This is a genomic window from Roseovarius sp. SCSIO 43702, from assembly GCF_019599045.1.
Classification (GTDB): Bacteria; Pseudomonadota; Alphaproteobacteria; order Rhodobacterales; family Rhodobacteraceae; genus Roseovarius.
Map to the genome: position 1 here is coordinate 1,203,531 of NZ_CP080623.1, position 16,402 is coordinate 1,219,932.

At 65.1% G+C, this 16,402-nt stretch carries 15 protein-coding genes; 9 read left to right on the forward strand and 6 right to left on the reverse strand.

What is annotated here, in order from left to right; translation table 11 throughout:
• Positions 1 to 243 precede the first annotated feature (243 nt).
• Genes K1T73_RS05770 through K1T73_RS05780 form a run of 3 tightly spaced genes read right to left on the reverse strand, consistent with a single transcriptional unit; the run spans position 244 to position 4,459 of the window.
• Positions 244 to 2,178: an AAA family ATPase gene (locus K1T73_RS05770; protein WP_220603018.1), complete on the reverse strand. Its 1,935-nt coding sequence runs from the start codon at positions 2,176 to 2,178 to the stop codon at positions 244 to 246.
• A gap of 43 nt (positions 2,179 to 2,221) precedes the next feature.
• Complete coding sequence (locus K1T73_RS05775) at positions 2,222 to 3,340, reverse strand: hypothetical protein (protein WP_220603019.1); 1,119 nt, start codon at positions 3,338 to 3,340, stop codon at positions 2,222 to 2,224.
• A 42-nt stretch (positions 3,341 to 3,382) separates the two neighbouring features.
• A complete protein-coding gene (locus tag K1T73_RS05780; RefSeq protein ID WP_220603020.1) occupies positions 3,383 to 4,459 on the reverse strand; it encodes a hypothetical protein in 1,077 nt (358 codons plus the stop codon).
• A gap of 324 nt (positions 4,460 to 4,783) precedes the next feature.
• Between K1T73_RS05780 and yajC the strand changes: the two genes are divergently transcribed.
• The 9 genes from yajC (at position 4,784) to K1T73_RS05825 (ending at position 11,610) form a co-directional block, all read left to right on the forward strand.
• Entirely contained in the window at positions 4,784 to 5,068 is a 285-nt protein-coding gene (gene yajC, locus K1T73_RS05785; RefSeq protein ID WP_220603021.1) for a preprotein translocase subunit YajC, read from the forward strand.
• A 66-nt stretch (positions 5,069 to 5,134) separates the two neighbouring features.
• Positions 5,135 to 7,768, forward strand: a complete 2,634-nt coding sequence (gene secD, locus K1T73_RS05790) for a protein translocase subunit SecD (RefSeq protein WP_220603022.1) — start codon at positions 5,135 to 5,137, stop codon at positions 7,766 to 7,768.
• Entirely contained in the window at positions 7,761 to 8,516 is a 756-nt protein-coding gene (locus K1T73_RS05795) for a sulfite exporter TauE/SafE family protein (protein WP_220603023.1), read from the forward strand. Before secD ends, K1T73_RS05795 begins: the two co-directional genes overlap by 8 nt.
• Positions 8,517 to 8,532: 16 nt before the next feature.
• Positions 8,533 to 8,886, forward strand: a complete 354-nt coding sequence (locus K1T73_RS05800; RefSeq protein WP_220603024.1) for an Mth938-like domain-containing protein — start codon at positions 8,533 to 8,535, stop codon at positions 8,884 to 8,886.
• A 6-nt stretch (positions 8,887 to 8,892) separates the two neighbouring features.
• A complete protein-coding gene (gene ccmA / locus K1T73_RS05805) occupies positions 8,893 to 9,522 on the forward strand; it encodes a heme ABC exporter ATP-binding protein CcmA (RefSeq protein ID WP_220603025.1) in 630 nt (209 codons plus the stop codon).
• Positions 9,519 to 10,175 (forward strand): heme exporter protein CcmB, encoded by a 657-nt coding sequence (ccmB, locus tag K1T73_RS05810; RefSeq protein WP_220603026.1) that lies wholly within the window; start codon positions 9,519 to 9,521, stop codon positions 10,173 to 10,175. The genes ccmA and ccmB overlap by 4 nt, the downstream gene beginning before the upstream one ends.
• A gap of 7 nt (positions 10,176 to 10,182) precedes the next feature.
• Positions 10,183 to 10,920 (forward strand): heme ABC transporter permease, encoded by a 738-nt coding sequence (locus tag K1T73_RS05815; protein WP_220603027.1) that lies wholly within the window; start codon positions 10,183 to 10,185, stop codon positions 10,918 to 10,920.
• Positions 10,917 to 11,075, forward strand: a complete 159-nt coding sequence (gene ccmD, locus K1T73_RS05820; protein ID WP_220603028.1) for a heme exporter protein CcmD — start codon at positions 10,917 to 10,919, stop codon at positions 11,073 to 11,075. Before K1T73_RS05815 ends, ccmD begins: the two co-directional genes overlap by 4 nt.
• Complete coding sequence (locus K1T73_RS05825; RefSeq protein ID WP_220603029.1) at positions 11,068 to 11,610, forward strand: DsbE family thiol:disulfide interchange protein; 543 nt, start codon at positions 11,068 to 11,070, stop codon at positions 11,608 to 11,610. Before ccmD ends, K1T73_RS05825 begins: the two co-directional genes overlap by 8 nt.
• Before the next feature lie 37 nt (positions 11,611 to 11,647).
• Here the strand turns inward: K1T73_RS05825 and K1T73_RS17820 are convergent, their stop codons facing one another.
• The 3 genes from K1T73_RS17820 to acnA all read right to left on the reverse strand — a co-directional run bounded on the left by K1T73_RS17820 (position 11,648) and on the right by acnA (position 16,206).
• Positions 11,648 to 11,782 carry a hypothetical protein gene (locus tag K1T73_RS17820; protein WP_259400457.1) on the reverse strand — a complete coding sequence of 45 codons (135 nt, stop codon included), beginning with the start codon at positions 11,780 to 11,782 and terminating at the stop codon, positions 11,648 to 11,650.
• 192 nt (positions 11,783 to 11,974) lie between these two features.
• Entirely contained in the window at positions 11,975 to 13,282 is a 1,308-nt protein-coding gene (locus K1T73_RS05830; RefSeq protein ID WP_220603030.1) for a short-chain fatty acid transporter, read from the reverse strand.
• A 149-nt stretch (positions 13,283 to 13,431) separates the two neighbouring features.
• Positions 13,432 to 16,206, reverse strand: coding sequence for an aconitate hydratase AcnA (acnA, locus tag K1T73_RS05835; RefSeq protein ID WP_220603031.1), 2,775 nt, complete (start codon positions 16,204 to 16,206; stop codon positions 13,432 to 13,434).
• Between the last annotated feature and the right edge of the window lie 196 nt (positions 16,207 to 16,402).

Here is a 16,402-nt window from a genome sequence, read left to right on the forward strand (position 1 = left end):
CGCGTTGGCGACGTCGTGCCTCGCTCGTGCGGCGTGTGAGCTTTGGGATGTGCGCTCTGAATATCCGTTCCGCACGCGCCCACCAGGGAGGGCACGGCCCGACCGGGGACCTTACAAGATGCACGCCCCGGGCTTGACCCGGGGCCTCCTTCAGCGATCGCAGAGGCCCCGGGTCAAGCCCGGGGCGGGCGGGGATAGGATCAGGTAGGTCCCGGGTCAGGCCCGGGACGGGTGGCACGGGGGTCATTTCTTCCCCTCCAGATACCGTTTCTTAGCCTCTTCCGTTCGCCCATACTCCCGCACCATGGCCTCGATGGCGGCTTCGTCGGACTTGTCGGCATAGCGGAATTCGCTGTCGGCGTAGCGGTTGATCTCCTGGATGACCATCTCGACTGTGATCGGCTGGCGCAGCTCCTCGATCATGGCTTTCTTCTCGTCGTAGCTCTTGAAGAGGAACAGGTCGGGCTCTTCCATCCACTCGTCCGGCAGTTCGAAATCCATCGCGCGGACCTTCACCGCGTCGGTGATGTTCTTGATCGCGCGGCCGGTGAAGCGGGGGTCGGCCTCCTGGATGGCCTTGAGATAGGTGCCGAGCTTGGCGATCGTGTCGAGTTGCCCGAGATCGTCCGCCACGCGCTCGTAGACGCGCAGGAGCCTGTCCTCGTGGGGCCTCATGTGGCTCTCGAAGCTCTTGGCGACGGCCTTCTTGATCTCCTGCGCGGCATAGACCTCGTGATCGCCCAGCGGGATGTCGTGGTTGCGGCCCATGAGCAGGTGGAGGATGTCGATGTAATCCTCGCGCGTCTGCGGCCCGTCGACGAGGAAGCGCGCGCCGGCGCGTTGGCGGAGCGCGTCGTCCACGTTCTCGGGGTAGTTGGAGAACATGCCGAAGGTGCAGTTGCCGCGCACCACCGTGTTGGCGCCCGCGAAGCTCTCCATCAGCACGGCGGTGATCTCGAGCTGGCCCGCCGAGGACTGGCGGTCGCCGCGCTTCCCCGCAAGCTGGTCGATGTCGTCGATGGTGCCGAAGCCGATTACGCCGGGATCGAGGACGTTGTTGATGAACGCCTTGGCGTTCTGCGCCGACTTGCCCTGGTAGCTGTCGATGCTCTCGGTCGAGAGGTTCTGGTAGCGGAAGGGATAGCCCGCGGTGTCGCAATAGCCCTTGATGAGCCCCGCCATCATCTGAATGAGCGTGGTCTTGCCCGTGCCCGGCATCCCGTCGCCCATGAAGGTGAAGATGAAGCCGCCCAGTTCGGCGAACGGGTTGAGGCGGCGGTCGAAATCGTAGGCCATCAACATCTTGGAAAGCTTCAGCGCCTGGTATTTCGCGATGTGGTTGCCCACGACCTCGTGCGGTTTCTTGAAGGTCATGGTGAGGGTCGAGGATTTTCCCTTGGACGAGGGGGTGAAGCCGCGAATGGTGAAATCATCCGCCTCGACGCGCCAGGAGGCGCCGGTGAAGGGGGCCGTGCGCTGCGCGGTCTGGGCGCGCTGGGCGGCCTTCTCCATGAGCGCCTCGGAATAGGCGAGCGCGGTGGCAACGAGATGGGCGTCGTCGGGGGCGTGGCGCGCGATCTTCTGGTCAAGCTCCCACAGTGCGCCGTGAAGGGCCATCTGGGCGTTGTCGGTCAGAAGTTCCTCGGCCTCGCCCACCTCGACCGTGGTTTCGGAGCCGTGAGGCGCAAGCAGGAATGCCGTGGCATTGCCGAAGACATGCGCCACTATGAGTGCCTCGGCGGTCATGAGGTCGGTGAACTCGGTCTTGCGGTCGGCGGGAAGGGAGCCTGCCAGGTTCTTGCGGCGCAGGTCCGAAAGGCCCGTGGTCTCGGCGTAGGTTTCTCCCATCGCCATCGCGATGGAAAGCGCGCGGCGGAGCGCGTGCAGGAGCGTGGCCTGCAAGGGCGAGGTGAGCGGATCGTCGTCATCGGCGGAGGTGATCCGCCCGGCGAGGTGGACGCCCTCGGGGCGCGCGGTCTGGCGGGTGACGAGCCCCGGCGTGGTGGAGCGGAAGCGGCGGCGCGTGCCGATCCCGGAGGAGCGTTCGGAGGTATCGGTGGCCGCGGGTTTGCCGACCCGGGGCGCATGGTCGAAGCCCCCGAGCATCGCGTTGGCGGCCTCGTAGTGCTTGGTGATGTCGGCCTCGCGAAGCTCCATCGTGTCGGCGGTAAGGGTCATGTCGTGTCTCTCTCAGGTGACCGGCCGAGGCCCGGCGGAGGTTTCAGTATCTCAGGACGCTGCCCGTGGGGCCGACCACGTATTTCGTCACGCTGGCGAAGCCCGCCGGGTTCTTCTCGGCCAGGATCTGGTAGGGGCGTTCGGGAAGGATGATCGCACGTTCCTGTCGCGTGGCGCCGGTATCGACGCCGCGGCCCGAGAAGGGGTCGAGCGCGAAGATCTCGCGTTCGACCGTGCCGAACCAGCCGGATTTCTCCTCCTCGACGCGTTCGCTTTCGAGCACTTCGTCGGTCCAGGCCAGCGCCCAATCCTGGTCGGACGCCGCGCTGGCTTCGGCCAGAACCTCGCGGAGGGGACCGGACTGCTGGGTGTATTCATGCGAATACATCGGCCCGATGTGCAGCCGGCGCAGGCGTTTGGGGTGCAGGTCGTCGAAGTCGCGATCGAAGGCGCGGGCGATGGTGACGAGCTTCAGCCCGCCCAGAGCCTGGCCCATGAGATGCGCCTGCACTTCGGGCCAGCGCGTCGTGTCGCGGCCCAGCGCGGTGCCGCCGGTGTCCTCGACCTCCATGAGATAGATCGTGGGCAGGTTGACCTGGCTGTCGTAGACGGCCCAGTGCAGCAGGTAGCGCAGGCGTCCGGGCGTCGCGTCGAGCACCTTGCCGCGCGGGTCGTTGCGCGCCCAGAAGAGTTCCCCGCGGGCGAGTTCCTCGTAGTAGAGACGCTGGGACATGGCGAATTGCAGGCGCGTCGGGATCTCGCGCCGGCCGACGATCTCCTCGATCATGCGCCGCTTGAGCGCGTCGCTGTCGGGCATGTTTTCGAGATGCTGCGCGGCCTGGTGCGCGTCGTTGGCCATGATCATCAACTCGTTGAAGACGGGAAAGCCGCTTTCGACCACGTCCATCGAGAGGGGGGCGACGGGCCGCCCCGTGTCGCGCCCGACGAGGAGGTATTTCATCGAGAGCGCGCGGAAGGTGTAGCCCAGTTGCTGAACGTAGGTGGTGAGCACCTCGATCTCGTGCGGGTCCAGATCGCCGCGCGCCTGCATGAGCGCGGCAACTCGCGGCAAATGGCCCATGATCCGCTCGAACCGCGTGAAATAGCGGCGCGAGGCGTGCAGGTCGCGCAAGGGGAAGTGATCGGAAGTGACGTCGGTCATCTTGGTCGAACTGGCCCCGTCGCTCGCGATGATTGAACCTCCTCAGCCTCCATAAAGGTTGCTGTCGTGCTTCTCGACGATCTCCTGGAAGCGGCGGGCGAAGCGTTCGTCGGCCTTGGCCTTCTGCTCGAGCACGTCGCGGGCGAAGACCATGTGGTCCTCGTGCGCCTCGAGCATGTCCGCCATCTTCTGATTGGTGGCGGCCCCTATGCCGGCCATGGCCGTTTGCGCCTCCTGGTCGGTCTGCACGCCGATCTCGTTGATGCGGTGGGCCACGTCCTGCTGCTGCGCGGTCTTGAGCGATTTCGACAGCGCGTCATAGAGCACCACGCGCTGCTTGGTGTCGGTTTGCAACTTGTTGATGAGCACCATCTGGGTCGCCGCCTGGTTCTGGAGACTGTCGACCCAGGTCTTGCCCTTCTCGATATAGCGCTCCAGCGTCTGCGACTTGGCAAGCTTGACCTGCTCATCCTGCACCATGGCGTTGTAACGGGTGTTGAGGTCGGCCAGTTCGGTCTCGAGCTTGGTGCGCTTGGCCGCGTCGGTCTCGCTCGCGATGGCGTTCTCGAGGCGGATGATCTCGGGGTCCATCGCCTTGATCTCCTCGCGCACGCTTTCCAACTCGCCCACGGTGAATTCGCGTTCGTCGAGGGTCTCGGTGAGGTTCGTCTCGACCTTTGCCTTCTGATCCTCGAGCACGGCGAGCTGGCTTTCCAGGAGCCTGGTGATGACGTCGGACTTGGCGATGAGATCCTGCAACTTGTCGTCTATATTGGCGGTGCGCATCCGGTCCTGACGCATGCTGTCTGCCTTGGCCTTGGAGAAGATGCCCACGAAGCTTTCCCAGCCGGTCTTGTTGCGCATCTCGTCGAAATCGCGCGAGAAGGCGGCGGTCACGTCGTCGAGGCCCATGATCAACTCGGCGATGTTGGCGTTCATGATCTCGGTATGCGCATGCACGTCCTCGAGGGTGGCGTTCTCGATGTCGAGGGTGGCATCCTCGCCAGACTCGATCTTGGCGCGGGCGGCCTCGATGCGACTGGTGATCTCGGCGATCTTGGTCTGTGCCTCGGCGACCTGCGCCTGGCTTTCCTTCACCTGAGTTTCGAGATTGGCCATCTGTCCCCCTGGGGCTGGGCGCGACGAGGCCGCGCGTGTTTGGTGATTGGCGGCAATATATGGTCATCGCGTGCGGGTTGAAACGATTTGATGGGGGCACGGCACAGAAAAGCGCCGAAAGGAGGCATGGCGATGCTCCCGAAAGCAAAGGAACCATGCAAGCGCGCCGCACGCGGCGAGGGCGCGGGCAGCACCGATCAGGAGACCGTGACGCTGCGGCCCGTCCCGGCCCGCCTTTCCTGCCTTGCAAATAGGGGCGCGCGCCCATAGGTTCGCGCCAAATTTCGCGGGCGGGATCGCCCCCATCGGACAAGGAGCATTCCCATGGAAGGCGGCGCACTGGCCCAGTTTCTACCCCTCATCCTGATCTTCGCGATCATGTATTTCCTGCTGATCCGCCCGCAGCAGAAGAAACTCAAGGAACATCGCGCGATGGTCGAGGCGCTGCGCAAGGGCGACCGGGTGGTCACACAGGGCGGCCTGATCGGGAAGGTGACGCGCGTGCAGGACAACGAACTCGAGATCGAGATCGCCACCGGCGTGAAGGTCCGCGTGGTGCGGCATACGATTGCCGAGGTGCGCTCGAAGACGGAGCCGGCGGAGAGCTGAACCGCGAAGCGGCGCGCATCGTCGCGCCACGTCTGATCCTGTCCCAAACCCGAAAGTCCCCGCGACATGCTGAAGATCGAGCTTTGGAAACGCGTTCTCATCTGGGGCACCGTGCTCCTCGGGCTTCTGCTTGCGACGCCGAATGCGTTCTATCCCCGCGTCGAGGCACATAACGACGCGGAGGCCGCGATCGAGCGGGGGGAGGATCCTGCGCAATATGCCGAGGCGCTCGAGGCATGGCCCGACTGGTTGCCCTCGGGGCTCGTCAACCTGGGGCTTGATCTGCGGGGTGGCGCGCATCTGCTGGTCGAGGTCAAGGTCGAGGAAGTCTACGAGGCGCGGCTCGAGGGAATGTGGCCCGAGGTGCGCGACGTCCTGCGCGAGAACCGCGACGAGGTGGGGCCGATCCGCCTTCAACAGGAAACCGGCGACAGGCTCGTGGTGCGGCTCGTGGAAAAGCCCGAAGCGGTGGGACAGGCGGCGCAGCTTGTCCGGGGCCTTGCGCGGCCCGTCACGTCGCTGACCGGGGCGGGGGCCAATGACATCGAGGTCACGACCGAGGGCGACAGCGTCATCGTGCGCCTGAGCGAAGCCGAACAGCGCGCCACCGACGAACGCACGGTGCGCCAGGCGCTCGAGATCATCCGCCGCCGGATCGACGAGGTGGGCACGCGCGAACCCACGATCCAGCGGCAGGGCGCCGATCGCATCCTGATCCAGGTGCCGGGTATCGGCAGCGCCGCGGAGTTGAAGGACATCATCGGCACAACCGCGCAACTCACCTTCCAGCCGGTCGTCGGAGCCACGACGAATCCCGATGAGCGGCCCGGTTCGGGCAACGAGATCCTGCCGTCGCTCGACGAGGAGGGGCAGTACTACATCCTCGAGCGCGCGCCGGTCGTCACCGGCGAGGAACTGGTCGATGCGCAACCCGATTTCGACCAGAACGGACGCCCCGCCGTGTCCTTCCGCTTCAACCCCACGGGCGCGCGGAAATTCGGTGACTACACCGCCGAGAATATCGGCAACCCCTTCGCCATCGTCCTCGACGACGAAGTCATCAGCGCCCCCGTCATCCAGAGCCACATTCCCGGCGGATCGGGGATCATCACCGGGCGTTTCACGGTCGAGGAATCGACCAATCTCGCCGTTCTCCTGCGCGCCGGTGCGCTGCCTGCGGGGCTCGACTTCCTCGAGGAGCGGACGATCGGGCCGGAACTCGGGGCCGACAGCATCGAGGCGGGGCAGATCGCCTGTATCGTGGCTTTCGTGCTGGTGCTGGCTTTCATGTGGGCGAGCTATGGCACCTTCGGGTTGTTCGCGAATATCGCGCTCATCATCAACGTGGGGCTGATCTTCGGGCTGCTCAGCCTTATCGGGGCGACGCTGACACTGCCGGGGATCGCGGGGATCGTGCTGACCATCGGGATGGCGGTCGACGCGAACGTGCTGGTCTTCGAGCGGATCCGCGAAGAGATGAAATCGGCCAAGGGGCCGGCGCGGGCCATCGAACTGGGCTACGAGAAGGCGCTGAGCGCCATCGTCGATGCCAACATTACCACGCTCATCACTGCCGTGATCCTCTTTGCCATGGGCTCGGGACCGGTGCGCGGCTTCGCGATCACGCTGGGTCTCGGGATCATCACTTCGGTCTTCACGGCCATCTTCGTGACGCGCCTCCTCGTGATCATGTGGTTCGAGCGCAAGCGGCCGAAATCGGTGCTTCAGGGCAAGTACCTGAAGCTCGTGCCGAGCGAGACCGCCATCGACTTCTTCCGTCTGTGGAAGATCTGGCTTGGCATCGCGGCGACGCTGATCGTGGTGGCCTTCGGATCGTTCATGCTGCAAGGCCTGAATTACGGCATCGACTTCAAGGGCGGCACCACGATCCGCACGCAGAGTGCCGAGCCGGTGGACGTGGGCCAATACCGCGACGCGGTGAACACTCTGGAGCTTGGCGACGTGTCGATCTCGGAGATCTTCGACCCGACCTTCGGGCCTGACCAGAATGTCGCGATGGTTCGTATCCAGGCGCAGGACGACACGGAGAGCGTGAGCCCGGAGTTGATCCTCGCGGTCGAGGAGGCGCTGAAGGCGAGCGTGCCGGATATCGAGTTCACCTCGGTCGAGAGCGTGGGACCGAAGGTGTCGGGCGAGTTGATCCAGACCGCCGCCATCGCCGTCATGCTCGCCATAGGGGCGGTGCTTGTCTATATCTGGCTGAGGTTCGAATGGCAGTTCGCGCTGGGTGCGGTGATCGCGCTGGTCCATGACGTGATCCTGACCATCGGCATCTTCTCGGAGCTTCAGATCCAGTTCGACCTTGCCATCATCGCCGCGCTTCTGACCATCGTCGGCTATTCGTTGAACGATACGGTCGTGGTTTTCGACCGGGTGCGCGAGAACTTGCGGAAATACAAGAAAAAGCCCTTGGCCGAGGTGCTGAACCTGTCGATCAACGAAACGCTGAGCCGGACGATGATGACCTCGGTGACGACCCTTCTTGCGCTGGGCGCGCTCTTCGCGCTGGGCGGGGACGTGATCCGCGGCTTCGTCTTCGCGATGATCTGGGGCGTGATCGTCGGCACCTATTCGTCGGTTTTCGTGGCGTCGACGGTGCTTCTCTGGCTCGGGGTGAAGCGCGACTGGTCGAAGCCGGACGCGAGCGCGGGCACGAACTATGCCAACGTGGATGCCTGACGGTCTGCTCCAGACCTTTCAGACCAACGGCATCTGGTGGCTGATCCTGACCATGTCCGTCGCGGGGATCGTGCGCGGCTTCACCGGGTTCGGCACCGCGCTCATCTTCGTTCCGGTGGCGGGGCTGTTTCTCGGTCCGGCGCAGGTGGTGGGGACGATCACCATGACCGGAATCGCGAGCACGATCGCACTATTGCCCAAGGCGTGGCGGCATTCGGACCGGGGCGAAGTGGGCCTTCTGCTGCTCGCGGCGCTGCCGATGGTGCCGGCGGGCCTTTGGCTCATGCAGGCGATGGAGGCGACCGCGGTGCGCTGGGTGGTCTCTGTGATCGCCGGCGGAACGCTGCTCGCGCTTGTCTCGGGCTGGCGCTATACGATGAAGGTCGGCCTGCTCGGGGCGGTTGCGATCGGGGCGGCGGCGGGCCTCATAGGTGGCATGACGGGGCTGACCGGCCCTGTGGTGATCCTGTTCTACCTTGCCGGTCAGTCGATGGTGCAATCGGTTCGGGCGAACACGATCCTCTTTCTCGCGGGGCTCGACATCGTGATCGTCGCCAACCTGTTTCTCACGGGCGGAGTCGAGACGCGGATCGTCTGGCTCGCCCTCGTGCTGGCCGTGCCCTATTTCATCACCACGATGATCGGGCAGGCGCTGTTTGATCCCGCGCGCGAGAAGAGCTATCGCTTGCTCGCGTTCACGCTGATCGGGCTGGCGGTGTTGGGCGGATTGCCGATCTGGCAGGGATGACGCGGAGGAGAGTATCGTGCAACTCAACGAGATGGAATTCCAGAGCGCCACGCCCATCGACGGCTATGGTCCCGGCTTCTTTCGCGTGGGGGGGCAGGTGCTCGAGGGGCCGATCGTCGTCACCGAAACCGGCGCGAAAAGCTGGGGCGGGCTGATGGACGAGGCGATGCTCGTCGAACTGACGGATGTCGTCGACGTCATCTTCATCGGAACGGGCGCCCAGATCGCGCCCCTGCCCGAGGGGCTGCGCGAGACGCTCGAGGGTCACGGGCTCGGCGTCGAGATCATGGCCTCGGGCGCGGCGTGCCGGACCTACAACGTGCTTCTCTCGGAAGGGCGCCGCGTGGCCGCGGCCCTCATCCCGGTCTGAGCGCTCATGCCGGTCGAGCCCCTTCTGTCGGCACGGTCCCTGCGCGTGGCGCGTGGTGGCGTCGATGTGCTGGAGGGGGTGGACCTGAATGTCGCGCCGGGCGAGGCAGTCATCCTGCGTGGACCGAACGGGGTGGGCAAGACGACGTTGCTTCGGGTGCTCGCGGGCATACAGCCGCCACGGGCGGGAGCGATCGTCCGCGCGCCGGATTGCGCGGTGTTGGCGGGACACAAGGACGGGGTGAAACCGACGCTGAGCGTGGCCGAGAACCTGGGCTTCTGGGCGCAGGTATTCGGCGGACGTGACATTTCGCGCGCGCTCGGCGCCTTCGACCTTGCCGCGCTGCGGGACCGCCTGGCAGGGACGCTATCGGCCGGCCAGACGCGGCGGCTGGGCCTTGCGCGGCTGCTGGTGGCGGGGCGCAAGCTCTGGCTTCTGGACGAGCCGACCGTCTCGCTCGACACGCGGGCGGTGGCGATGTTCGCCGACGCCGTGCGCGCGCATCTCGCCGGTGGAGGCGCGGCGGTGATCGCCACCCATATCGAGCTGGGTCTTGCCGAGGCGCGCGAGATGGAACTCGAGCCGTTTCGTGCGAGGATCCCGGTCCCGGATGACCCGGACGAGGCATTCCTGTGAGGGCGATCCTCGTCCGTGACCTGCGCCTTGCGGTGCGCGCGGGTGGTGGCTTTGGCCTCGGCCTCGCCTTCTTTCTCATCGTCGTGATGCTGGTTCCCTTCGGCGTGGGGCCGCGCGCCGATCTGCATGGGGTGATCGCGCCGGGGATCCTGTGGCTGGGCGCGCTTCTGGCCTGTCTTCTGTCGCTCGACCGGATCTTCGCGCTCGACTGGGAGGATGGAACGCTCGACCTGCTGGCGACGTCGCCCCTGCCGCTGGAAATGCTGGCGAGCGCCAAGGCGTTGGCGCATTGGATCACCACGGGCCTACCGCTTGTCCTTGCAGCGCCGGTGCTGGGGCTGCTGCTCAACCTCGCCCCCGGCGCGTATGGCGCGCTTCTCCTGTCGCTTCTCATCGGCTCGCCCGCCTTGTCGGTCATCGGCACTTTCGGCGCGGCGCTGACCGTGGGTCTGCGGCGCGGTGGGCTGCTTCTGAGCCTGCTGGTGCTGCCGCTCTACGTGCCGACGCTCATCTTCGGCACGGAGCTGGTGCGCCGTGCCGGCGAGGGGGGCGACATCGTGACGCCGCTTCTGATGCTGGGCGGGATCACCTGCGGCGCAATCGCTCTTTTACCCTTCGCCTCGGCTGCGGTATTACGGGCCAACCTGAAATGAGGACCGCATGACCCTGACGTCGCTCTGGGAATACGCCAATCCGCGGAAGTTCATCGCGACCTCCGAGCGTGTCCTGCCCTACGTGGCGGGAGGGGCGGCGCTGTGCCTGGTCGTGGGGCTGGTCTGGGGTTATTTCTTCACGCCCGACGCCCAGCGGTTCGGCGCGACGGTCAAGATCATCTATCTCCACGTGCCCTCGGCGATGATGGCGATCAGCGCGTGGTTCATGATGCTGGCGGCGTCGCTCATCTGGATCGTGCGGCGCCATCACGTGAGCGCGCTGGCCGCCCGCGCCGCCGCCCCGGTAGGTGCGGTGATGACGGTGATCGGCCTCATCACCGGCGCCATCTGGGGGCAGCCCATGTGGGGCACCTGGTGGGCATGGGATCCGCGGCTGACCTCGTTCCTGATCCTGTTCCTGTTCTACCTTGGCTATATCGCGCTTTGGGAGGCGATCGAGGATGACGACACGGCCGCCGACCTCACGAGCATCCTGTGTCTCGTCGGGTCGGTTTTTGCGGTGCTGAGCCGATACGCGGTCAACTTCTGGAACCAAGGACTGCACCAGGGCGCGTCGCTCAGCCTCGACAAGAAGGAGAACGTGGCGGATGTGTTCTACCTGCCGCTTCTCGTCGCGATCGCGGGGTTCGTCCTTCTTTTCGTGGCGCTGGTGCTCTTGCGGACGGCGACCGAGATCAGGCTGCGCCGTGCCAAGGTTCTGCTGGCGCGGGAGCGGATGAGATGATGCCGGATCTCGGGAAATACGCGGTCGAGGTCATGGCGTCCTATGCCGTGTCGCTGGCCCTGATCGCGGGCTTGGTGTGGCTGAGCCTGCACCGGGCCCGGAAGGCGCGTCGGGCACTTGAGGAAATCGAGACGCGGAGGCGCGAAGATGTCTAGGATTTCACCGCTGATGATCGCGCCGCCGCTCATCTTCGTGGCGATCGCGGTGCTTTTCTATCTCGGCATGCAGCGCGAGGATCCCAATTCGTTCGAGTCGGTGATCGTGGGACGGAAGGCGCCGCCGTTGCCCGAGGACGGGCTGCCCGGCCGCCCCGTGCTGACGGCCGACGATCTGCGCGGAAACGACCTGACGGTGGTGAACTTCTGGGCGAGCTGGTGCCCGCCATGCCGGGCCGAGCATCCGACGTTGGAGGCGCTGAGCGAGGAGGGATTCCGGGTGGCCGGTGTCAACTTCAAGGACACGCTGGACCAGGCGGACCAGTATCTCGAGGGAGAGGGCGACCCGTTCTTCGCGCATGGGTTCGACCCCAAGGGGCGTGCGGCGCTTGACTGGGGGGTGACGGCGCCACCCGAGACGTTCATCGTCGATGCGGAGGGCACGGTGCTTTTCCGTTTCGCGGGACCGCTGGTCGGCAGTGACTACGAGCAGAGGTTCCGCCCCGCTCTGGAGGAGGCGCTTGGCGCGCAATAGGAGCGCCTTCTGCAAGCGTTTCGCGAGCGTTGTCCGGTCAGACGTCGCAGAACTCTGTGCTCGCCACCTCGGCGCCGGGGCAGTTCGCCTTGGTCTCGCCATCGCCATGGGCACCCATCACGGCGAGTAGAACGAGCAATCCTGCCTGTATCGCAATCAGAAGTCCGCGCATGACCCTGTCCTTTTTTCTTGTTCGTTCATTGTGAAATGAACGAAAGCACGCGGTCTGAAAAGTGGGGAAAACCGCACCACGGGCGCGGCAGGGCGCGATCGGCGAAATCCCGGCATGCGGACGGTCGCGAATTGGCGGGCTTTCGCCCAAGCCGGCCCCACCCCGTCGGGGTGGAGCACAATCTCGTGAGGATCAGAGGAAGGTCAGGCCCACCGCGATGATGAGGCCCGAGAGGATCAGGTGCATCATGCAGAACCCCATGATGTCCTTCGCCCGAAGCCCCGCGATCCCGAGAATCGGAAGCGCCCAGAAGGGTTGCACCATGTTGGTCCAGGCATCGCCCCAGGCCACCGCCATCGACACGCGCGCAAGATCGGTGCCGAGCGCCTCGGCCGCGGGCAGGATCACGGGGGCCTGAACGGCCCATTGACCACCGCCCGACGGCACGAAGAAGTTGACGATACCCGCCGATATGAACGTCCAGAACGGCAGGGTCGCATCGGAGGCGATGCCCACGAGCGCCTCGGAAATGCTGGCGGCGAGGCCGGATTGCACCATGATCGCCATGATCCCGGCGTAGAACGGGAACTGGATCACGATGCCCGCGCCGCCCTTGACCGCCTCGGTCAGCGCGTTGAGCAGGTTTCGCGGGGTGCCGTGCAGCAGGATCGCGAGCGTGAGGAACAGGAAGTTGATGACGTTGAGCGAAAGACCGTTGCCGGCCGCGAAATACTGGATGAGCCACGCCACGCCCGCAGCGCCGATGAGCATGGAGAGCACGGGGCTTCGTTCGATCCGTTCGGCCGGGGTGGAGGCGGCCCCGATGCCCTCGGCGCTTTCGTCGAGGAGCGCGGGATCGACATAGACGCTATCCTCGTCCTTCGGCATCATCGCGCGATTGATGAGCGGCACGGCGATGAAGAGCGCGACCACGATGATGATGTTGTAGCTCGCGAAGATCGTCTCGGAGGTGGGGATCACGCCCATGATATCGGAAAAGGGATGATCCGCCGTGGCGATCGAGAGCGGGACCGACCCGGCGAGGCCGCCGTGCCAGACGATGAAGCCCGAATAGGCCGAGGCGACGAGCAGGCGGTAGTCCACCCTGATCGTGCGGGCGAGTTCCTTGGCGAAGAGCGCGCCCACGACGAGCCCGAAACCCCAGTTGATCCAGGACGCGGCCAGAGACACCACGCTGACCAGAAGAATCGCGCCGCCCGCGCTTCCGGCGAGGGAGGCGAGCGCCGAAAGACCGCGCCGGACGAGCGGGGTCGAGGCCATCATGTAGCCCGTGACCAGCACGAGAAGCATCTGCATCGAGAAGGACAGGAGCGACCAGAACCCGTCACCCCACATGGTGACGACCTCGAGCGGGCCGGTGCCCTGCCCGAAGACGGCTGCGAGACCGGCGATGAGCGTGAGAATGACGACGAAAACGAAGGGGTCGGGCAGGTAGCGGTCGACGACGCGCACCATCGGCCGTGAGATTGCAGCGAGCATGACACATATCCCTTTCAGGTTGAAACCGGGTAAAGACGCGACCGGCATAGCATGACGCTGCGGAAGGTGGAACGGTTCGTTACCCGCTGCGGCGCAATGAAAAAGCGGCCCGGGAGGGCCGCTTTTCCGATCCGGTCAGGACAGTTCCGTCAGGCCGATTTGGCCAGGTCGCGCAGCACGTAATGCAGCACGCCGCCATGCTCCACATATTCCTTCTCGATGGCGGTATCGATCCGGCACTTGAGCGTGATCTCCTTCTCGGAGCCGTCGGCCATCCTGATGGTGCAGGGCACTTCCTGCTGGGGTTTCACGTCGGCGAGACCCTTGATCGTGACCTCTTCGTCGCCGGTGAGGCCCAGCGACTTGCGGGTGTCGCCGCCGGTGAACTCGAAGGGAATGACGCCCATGCCGACGAGGTTCGAGCGGTGGATACGTTCGAAATCCTCGGCGATGACCGCGCGGACGCCCAGAAGGGCGGTGCCCTTCGCGGCCCAGTCGCGGCTCGATCCGGCGCCATATTGCTCGCCGGCGAAGATCACGAGCGGCGTGCCCTGTTCCTTGTAGGCCATGGCGGCATCGTAGATCGACGTCTCTTCTCCATCCGGGCCCTTGGTATAGCCGCCCTCGACGCCATCGAGCATCTCGTTCTTGATGCGGATGTTGGCGAAGGTGCCGCGCATCATGACCTCGTGGTTGCCGCGGCGCGAGCCGTAGGAGTTGAACTCCCGCACCGGCACGCCGTGCTCGCGGAGATACTGACCGGCCGGGGTGCTTTCCTTGAACGAGCCCGCGGGCGAGATGTGGTCGGTCGTGACCATGTCGCCCAGGATGGCAAGGACGCGCGCGCCCTCGATATCCTCGATGGCGCCGGGATCCTTCGACATGCCCTGGAAATAGGGCGGGTTCTGAACATAGGTCGATTCCGGGGGCCAGTCATAGGTTTCGCCCTCCGAGGTCTCGACCGCGCGCCACTTCTCGTCGCCCTTGAAGACGTCGGCATACTTCTCCTGGAACGCCTCGCGGGTCACGGTCTTCTCGACAAGGTCCGCGATCTCCTTGGTGTCGGGCCACAGATCCTTGAGGAAGACATCGTTGCCGTCCTTGTCCTGCCCGAGCGGATCGCGGGTGATGTCGACATTCATGTCGCCCACCAGCGCATAGGCCACCACGAGCGGCGGGGAGGCCAGATAGTTCGCGCGCACGTCCGGGCTGATCCGGCCCTCGAAGTTGCGGTTGCCCGAGAGGACCGACACGCCGATGAGATCGTAGTCGTTGATGCATTTGGAGATTTCCGGCGCAAGCGGCCCCGAGTTCCCGATGCAGGTGGTGCAGCCGTAGCCGACGAGGTTGAAGCCGATGGCGTCGAGATCGTCCTGAAGGCCCGCGGCCTCGAGATACTGGCTCACGACCTGGCTTCCGGGGGCGAGCGATGTCTTGACCCACGGTTTGCGGTCGAGGCCCAGTTCGCGTGCCTTGCGGGCGACGAGACCCGCGCCGATCATCACGTAGGGGTTCGACGTGTTGGTGCAGGAGGTGATCGAGGCGATTACGATCGAGCCGTCATGCAACTGGTAATTGCCGTCCTCCGTGGGGACGTAGCCGCGCTGATGATGGCCCTCGTCGCCCGGTATCGCGCGCGGTTCGGGTTGGCCGCCTTCGCCTTCCCACCGGATCTCGGAGGTGGGGGTCGCGTCGCGCCCTTCGCGGAAGCCCTTGACGTAGTCCTTGAAGGCTTCGGCCGCGTTGTCGAGCGGGATGTGGTCCTGCGGACGCTTGGGGCCGGAAATGGCCGGAACCACCGTTCCCATGTCGAGGCTGAGCGTGTCGGAATAGATCGGCGCGTAGCCTTCGTCGCGCCACATGCCGTTTTCGCGCGCATAGGCTTCGACAAGGGCGATGCGGTCCTTGTCGCGGCCCGTCAGTTCGAGATAGCGCAGGGTCTCCTGGTCGATGGGGAAAAAGCCGCAGGTGGCGCCATATTCGGGTGCCATGTTGCCGATGGTGGCACGATCGGCCAGCGGCAGGTTGTCGAGCCCGTCGCCGTAGAACTCCACGAACTTGCCCACGACACCCTTCTCGCGCAGCATCTCGACCACGCGCAACACGAGGTCCGTCGCGGTGGTGCCCTCGACCATCTTGCCGGTCAGTTCGAAGCCGACGACCTCGGGGATGAGCATCGAGATGGGCTGACCCAGCATCGCGGCCTCGGCCTCGATCCCGCCCACGCCCCAGCCGAGAACGGCCGCGCCGTTGACCATTGTGGTGTGGCTGTCGGTGCCGACGAGCGTGTCGGGATAGGCCACTTCCTCGCCATTCTGGTCGGTGTCGGTCCAGACGGTCTGGGCGAGATATTCGAGGTTGACCTGGTGGCAGATGCCGGTGCCGGGCGGCACGACGCGGAAATTGTTGAAGGCGCCCTGGCCCCACTTGAGGAACTGGTAGCGTTCGATGTTGCGCTCATACTCGCGGTCGACGTTCATCTGGAAGGCGCGCGGATTGCCGAATTCGTCGATCATGACCGAGTGGTCGATGACCAGATCGACGGGATTGAGCGGGTTGATCTGCTGGGCGTTGCCGCCGAGCTCGAGAATGCCGTCGCGCATCGCCGCGAGGTCGACGACCGCGGGCACACCGGTGAAATCCTGCATGAGCACGCGCGCCGGACGATAGGCGATCTCGCGCGGATTCCTGCCACCCTTTTCGGCCCATTCCGAGAAGGCCTTGATGTCGTCGGTGGTGACGGTCTTGCCATCTTCGAAACGCAGCATGTTCTCGAGCACCACCTTGAGCACGGCGGGCAGGCGCGAGAAATCACCGAGGCCGGCCTCTTCGGCGGCCTTGATGGAATAGTAGGAAACGGTCTGATCGCCGACGCCGAGGCTCTTGCGGGCCTTCGCGGTATCCTGGCCAACTGTAATGGGCATGACAGTCTTGTCCTCCGGGGCTGGGAATTCATCTGGCTTGTTATTTCACGATATGAAGCACACGATCAACAGGGCAAGCCGCGCGTATGTATACAACGGTATGCAGAGACGTGCAATCGGTCAGTTGGTTACACTCCATCGCGCAAGAGTGATTGGTGCGGGCGGGGGCGGGCAACTAGGTTTGCGAGGCGCCGGG

Bases quoted from the DNA above. Each gene is read 5' to 3' on its own strand.
- K1T73_RS05770 (WP_220603018.1), bottom strand. From the start codon at position 2,178: ATGACCCTTACCGCCGACACGATGGAGCTTCGCGAGGCCGACATCACC.
- K1T73_RS05775 (WP_220603019.1), bottom strand. From the start codon at position 3,340: ATGACCGACGTCACTTCCGATCACTTCCCCTTGCGCGACCTGCACGCC.
- K1T73_RS05780 (WP_220603020.1), bottom strand. From the start codon at position 4,459: ATGGCCAATCTCGAAACTCAGGTGAAGGAAAGCCAGGCGCAGGTCGCC.
- yajC (WP_220603021.1), top strand. From the start codon at position 4,784: ATGGAAGGCGGCGCACTGGCCCAGTTTCTACCCCTCATCCTGATCTTC.
- secD (WP_220603022.1), top strand. From the start codon at position 5,135: ATGCTGAAGATCGAGCTTTGGAAACGCGTTCTCATCTGGGGCACCGTG.
- K1T73_RS05795 (WP_220603023.1), top strand. From the start codon at position 7,761: ATGCCTGACGGTCTGCTCCAGACCTTTCAGACCAACGGCATCTGGTGG.
- ccmA (WP_220603025.1), top strand. From the start codon at position 8,893: ATGCCGGTCGAGCCCCTTCTGTCGGCACGGTCCCTGCGCGTGGCGCGT.
- K1T73_RS05815 (WP_220603027.1), top strand. From the start codon at position 10,183: ATGACCCTGACGTCGCTCTGGGAATACGCCAATCCGCGGAAGTTCATC.
- ccmD (WP_220603028.1), top strand. From the start codon at position 10,917: ATGATGCCGGATCTCGGGAAATACGCGGTCGAGGTCATGGCGTCCTAT.
- K1T73_RS05825 (WP_220603029.1), top strand. From the start codon at position 11,068: ATGTCTAGGATTTCACCGCTGATGATCGCGCCGCCGCTCATCTTCGTG.
- K1T73_RS17820 (WP_259400457.1), bottom strand. From the start codon at position 11,782: ATGCGCGGACTTCTGATTGCGATACAGGCAGGATTGCTCGTTCTACTC.
- K1T73_RS05830 (WP_220603030.1), bottom strand. From the start codon at position 13,282: ATGCTCGCTGCAATCTCACGGCCGATGGTGCGCGTCGTCGACCGCTAC.
- acnA (WP_220603031.1), bottom strand. From the start codon at position 16,206: ATGCCCATTACAGTTGGCCAGGATACCGCGAAGGCCCGCAAGAGCCTC.